At 69.2% G+C, this 5,303-nt stretch carries 4 protein-coding genes; 1 reads left to right on the forward strand and 3 read right to left on the reverse strand.

Annotated features, from left to right (window positions below; genetic code table 11):
* The 3 genes from QZ433_RS14505 to QZ433_RS14515 all read right to left on the reverse strand — a co-directional run.
* The coding region (locus tag QZ433_RS14505; protein ID WP_295784805.1) for an APC family permease at window positions 1–1,025 on the reverse strand (1,025 nt) is incomplete at its 3' end.
* A gap of 270 nt (window positions 1,026–1,295) precedes the next feature.
* Window positions 1,296–2,702, reverse strand: a complete 1,407-nt coding sequence (locus tag QZ433_RS14510) for an aspartate aminotransferase family protein (protein WP_295784807.1) — start codon at window positions 2,700–2,702, stop codon at window positions 1,296–1,298.
* Entirely contained in the window at window positions 2,699–3,169 is a 471-nt protein-coding gene (locus QZ433_RS14515) for an Lrp/AsnC family transcriptional regulator (protein ID WP_295784809.1), read from the reverse strand. Before QZ433_RS14515 ends, QZ433_RS14510 begins: the two co-directional genes overlap by 4 nt.
* A gap of 145 nt (window positions 3,170–3,314) precedes the next feature.
* On the opposite strand from QZ433_RS14515, the gene QZ433_RS14520 reads away from it, so the two are divergent.
* Window positions 3,315–5,009, forward strand: a complete 1,695-nt coding sequence (locus tag QZ433_RS14520) for a cellulase family glycosylhydrolase (protein ID WP_295784811.1) — start codon at window positions 3,315–3,317, stop codon at window positions 5,007–5,009.
* Window positions 5,010–5,303 lie beyond the last annotated feature (294 nt).

Below are 5,303 nucleotides of genomic sequence, written 5' to 3' on the forward strand. Positions count from 1 at the left end.
AACGCCACGAGGGCTCCGTAGTTGATGTACGCCGCGATCTGCTCGAGGGTGAACGCGATCGCGAGCAGGCTCACCGCGCCGACGATGACGATCGAGAAGGTCGGGGTGTGGGTCCGGGGGTTGATGAAACCGAAGATCCGGCGTGGCAGCACGTTGTTGCGGCCCATCACCATGAGCATGCGCGAGACCGAGGCGTGCGAGGCGAGCCAGGACGCCAGGGTCGCGGCGAAACCGGCGGCGGTCAGCACGGCCTGCAGGACGGGGCCGCCGACCTGGACGCCGATCTCGGGGAGCGTGCTGTCTTCGATCGCCTCCTGCGGGAACGCGGTGGAGTCGGGGAAGCGCAGCTGGGTGACGTACGCCGCGACGAGGAAGATGACGCCGCCCGCCACCAGGGTCAGCAGGATCGCGCGGGGCATGATCTTCGGGGTCTTGGCCTCTTCGGAGTACATCGACACCGCGTCGAAGCCGATGAACGAGAAGCACACGACCGTCGCTCCGGCCAGGACCGCGCCGAACTGCACCTCGCTGTGGGCGAAGGGGGCGAGCGAGACCGCGGTCCCCGCCCCCGCGCCACCGACCAGCTGGACGACGACCATCACCACGAACACGGTCATGACCAGGATCGAGAACACGAGCAGGATCATGTTGACGTTCGAGGTGCCGCGCATCGTCAGATAGATGACGCCGGTCACCCCCGCCGTGAAGACGACCACCCAGATCCAGCCCGGCACGTCGGGGAACAGCGCCTCCATGTAGCTGCGCAGGATGAGCGCGTTCACCATCGGCAGCAGCATGTAGTCGATCAGCGCCGTCCACCCCACGACGAAGCCGACACCGGGGTGGATGGACTCGCGGGCGTAGGTGTACGCCGACCCCGCGCTCGGGATGACGCGGACCATCTTTCCGTAGCTGATCGCGGTGAACACGAGCACCACCAGGGCGACGGCGTAGGCGGCGGGGACGACGTTGTTCGTCTTCTCGGCGACCAGGCCGAAGGTGTCGAAGACGACGGTGGGGGTCATGTACCCCAGGCCCAGGCCGACGATCGACCAGAGTCCCAGGGTGCGGGCGAGCTTCGCGCCCGAACTCGTCTGCGCGGCGGTGGCGGCGCGGGTGTTCTCGTTCGTGGCTCCTCCTAGAGGGGGCGGGTCGCGCGGACGCGACGTGCGGATGATGTCGGGTACAGCATCGGAGCACCGCTTCGTCGAGCGGGATCGGGAGGGGAGCGGACGCCCCCGTGGGATGGAAAGAGGGGGAGGGATGCCGACGCGCCGGGCGCCGGCATCCCTCGATCAGAGTCGGGTCCAGGCCTCGGTGAGGACGCCGCGCAGGATCTGCTCGATCTCGTCGAACTCGGCGGGGCCGAGCGTGAGGGGCGGGGCGAGCTGGATCACGGGGTCGCCCCGGTCGTCGGCGCGGCAGTACAGCCCGGCGTCGAAGAGCGCCTTGGACAGGAATCCGCGCAGCAGGCGCTCGGACTCGTCGTCGTCGAAGGTCTCTTTCGTGGCCTTGTCCTTGACCAGCTCGATGCCGAAGAAGTATCCGTCGCCGCGGACGTCGCCGACGATCGGCAGGTCGAGCAGGCGCTCCAGCGTCGAGCGGAACACGGGGGAGTTGGTGCGGACGTTCTCGAGCAGCCCCTCCTCTTCGAAGACGTCGAGGTTCTCCATCGCCACGGCCGCCGACACGGGGTGGCCGCCGAAGGTGTACCCGTGGGGGAAGGTCGCGTCGCCGTGCGCGAAGGGCTCGTACACCCGGTCGCTCACGATCGTGCCGCCCAGCGGCGAGTATCCGCTGGTCACCGCCTTGGCGAACGTGATCATGTCGGGCTGGTAGTCGTAGGCGGAGGCGCCGAAGTAGTGGCCCAGACGCCCGAACGCGCAGATGACCTCGTCGGAGACGAGCAGCACGTCGTACTTGTCGCAGATCTCGCGCACGCGCTGGAAGTACCCGGCGGGGGCGGGGAAGCATCCGCCGGCGTTCTGCACGGGTTCGAGGAACACCGCGGCGACGGTCTCGGGGCCCTCGAACTGGATCATCTGCTCGATGCGGTCGGCGGCCCACAGCCCGAACTCCTCGGGGGTGCCCCCGCCGAAGCCGGACTCGGCGGCCCGGTAGTAGTTCGTGTTCGGGACGCGGAAGCCGCCGGGGGTGACGGGTTCGAACATGTGCTTCATGACGGGCAGCCCCGTGATCGCCAGAGCGCCCTGGGTCGTGCCGTGATAGGCGATCGCGCGCGAGATGACCTTGTGCTTCGAGGGTTTGCCCTGCGTCTTCCAGTACTGCTTGGCGAGCTTGAAGGCGGTCTCGACCGCCTCTCCGCCGCCGGTCGAGAAGAAGACGTGGTTGAGGTCGCCCGGCGCGAGGTGGGCCAGACGCTCGGCGAGCTGGATCGCGGCGGGGTGCGCGTACGACCACAGCGGGAAGAACGCCAGCTCTTCGGCCTGCCGTGCCGCGGCCTGGGCGATGCGGCGTCGGCCGTGGCCGGCATTGACGACGAACAGCCCGGCCAGGCCGTCGATGTACCGCTTGCCCGCGGCGTCGAAGATGTGGTGGCCCTCGCCCTTGACGATGATCGGGACGCCCGGGCCGTCGGTCATCGTCGACTGACGCGAGAAATGCATCCAGAGGTGATCGCGGGCCTTGCTCTGCAGCGCGGCGTGCGCGTCGGTGTGCGGGTCGGTGTCGATGAGTGTCATCGTGTTCCCCAGTTGTAGAGCTGCCGGTGCAGCTTGAGATAGACGAAGGTCTCGGTCGAGACGACGTCGGGCAACGACCGGATCCGGTCGTTGAGCAGGTCGATCAGGTCGTCGTCGCTCTCGCAGACGACCTCGACGAGCAGGTCGAACGAGCCCGCGGTCGAGACGACGTACGTCACCCCGGGCAGTTCGGTCATCGCGGCGGCGGCGACCCGGGTGTCGCCCGAGACGCGGACGCCGATCATGGCCTGCCGGGCGAATCCCAGTTGCAGGGGATCGGTGACCGCGACGATCTGCAGCACGCCGGCGTCCTGCAGCCTCTGCACGCGCTGTCGCGTCGCGGTCTCGCTCAGGCCCACGGCCTTGCCGATCTCGGCGTAGGAGCGGCGGCCGTCCTCCTGCAGCTGCTCGACGATCGCTTTCGACACGGAGTCGATGACGGGGGTGCGAACGGCTGAGGGGCTCATGATGGGGCGACGGTATCAGCGCTTGATTCGGCAAATCAATGATGATGTCGACATTTCATCCGCGGAAACAAGACGGAAACCGTCATGCTCACGAATTCGCCGTGAGAATGCCGCACCCGCCGATACGATCATCGCGGGGGTGTCCATGTCCGGAATGCGCGACCGATTCTCGACCATGCGTTCGTCGATCCGCCGGGCGGCGGCGATCGCCGCCGGAGCAGCGCTCGTCGCGGCGGGCGCCCTCGCGGCCCCCGCGGCTTCGGCGGCCGCGCTCCCCGGGTGGCTGTCGACGAACGGCTCGACCATCGTCACCTCGGCCGGTACCCCGTACACGATCAAGGCCGTCTCGTGGTTCGGCATGGAGACCTCGAACTGCGCGCCGCACGGTCTGTGGACGATCCCGCTCGACGACGGTCTCGCCCAGATCGCCGGCATGGGGTTCAACACCATCCGCCTGCCGTTCTCGAACGAGTGCCTCGCGGCGTCGTCCTCGAACTCCATCAACGCCTCGGTCAACCCGACGCTCGTCTCGCTGAGCCCGTTGCAGCTCATGGACACCGTCATCGCGCGCGCCAAGGCGTACGGTCTCTCGGTCATCCTCGACCGTCATCGTCCCGGCTCCGCGGCGCAGAGCGAGCTCTGGTACACCCCGCAGTACAGCGAGCAGCGGTGGATCGACGACTGGAAGATGCTCGCCGCGCGCTACAAGAACGAGTCCGCCGTGATCGGCGTCGATCTGCACAACGAGCCGCACGGACCCGCCTGCTGGAACTGCGGTGACGCCGCCCGCGACTGGCGGGCTGCGGCCACGCGCGCGGGCAACGCGGTGCTGTCGGTCAACCCGAAGCTGCTCATCATCGTCGAGGGCGTCGAGCGCCAGCAGGACGGCTCGAACACGTGGTGGGGCGGAGGCCTCAAAGACGTCGGAGCCGCCCCGGTGACACTGTCGGTGAAGAACCGCGTCGTCTATTCGCCCCACGATTACCCGGCCAGCGTGTACGCACAGCCCTGGTTCTCGGCATCCGGGTATCCCGCCAATCTCGAAGCGGTGTGGGATGCCAACTGGGGTTACCTCGTCCGCAAGAACATCGCGCCCGTGCTGCTCGGGGAATTCGGCACGAAGCTCGAGACCGACAGCGACAAGGCCTGGCTGAACACCCTCGTGGCGTACTTGGCGAAGACGAAGATCTCGTACGCCTATTGGTCGTTCAACCCCAACAGCGGCGACACGGGCGGACTCGTCGCCGACGACTGGCGCACCCCGCAGACGGCCAAGCTCGCCGCGCTGAAGCCGATCCTGACCCCGGCCGCCACCCCGTCGCCCACCCCCACGGCCACCGCGACGCCGAGGCCCACCGCGACGGCCACGCCGAAGCCGACGGCCACCCCGAAGCCCACCGCCACCCCGAAGCCCACCGCCACCGCGACGCCGAAGCCGACGGCCACCCCCACCGCGACGCCCAAGCCCACGGCCACCCCGACCGCGACCGCGACGCCGAAGCCCACGGCATCCGCCACCCCGACCCCGTCACCGAGCACGAACACGGGCATCGCCGCGGAGTGGATCCCGCAGAACGCCTGGGGCGAGGGATACGTCGTCGAACTGTCGGTGACGGCCACGGGGCCGGTGAAGCAGTGGTCGGTCTCGTTCGACGCCCCCGGCACCACCGCCATCACCAACGCGTGGGGGATCGGGTGCGCGATCACCGGCACACGCGTGACCTGCACTGGACGGGAGTGGGCGCAGAGCCTGGCACCCGGCCAGAACGTGCGCGTCGGGTTCCAGGCCGCCGCCACCCGCGCGCCGCAGGCGCCGACGCTGACGCTGTCGGCATCCTGAGCCGTGGGCTCCGCGTCACGGCGCCCGCGGAGTAGCCGCGCGCTGCGAGGGTGGACCTCGATATCCATCGCCGCCGCATAGGGTCCCCTGGGCCGCGCTGAGGGTGCGGCTGCCTACGATGCGCCGGTGACCGTCCTCGTCTCCGCCGCCCCGTCAGCCGCACCCGCCCGCCTTCCCGCCGCCCGCCGGCCCCGGGGCTGGCCGCTCGGTCTCGCGGCGATCGCGCTGCTGGCCCTCGTGCTCACCGGGTGGCAGGTGTGGGCCGGTGCACCGAGCGAGTACTACGCCTCGATC

The organism is uncultured Microbacterium sp., assembly GCF_913776565.1.
Taxonomy (GTDB): domain Bacteria; phylum Actinomycetota; class Actinomycetes; order Actinomycetales; family Microbacteriaceae; genus Microbacterium.

Coding starts and splice junctions, on each gene's coding strand:
- QZ433_RS14510 (WP_295784807.1), bottom strand. CDS start 2,702: ATGACACTCATCGACACCGACCCGCACACCGACGCGCACGCCGCGCTG.
- QZ433_RS14515 (WP_295784809.1), bottom strand. CDS start 3,169: ATGAGCCCCTCAGCCGTTCGCACCCCCGTCATCGACTCCGTGTCGAAA.
- QZ433_RS14520 (WP_295784811.1), top strand. CDS start 3,315: ATGTCCGGAATGCGCGACCGATTCTCGACCATGCGTTCGTCGATCCGC.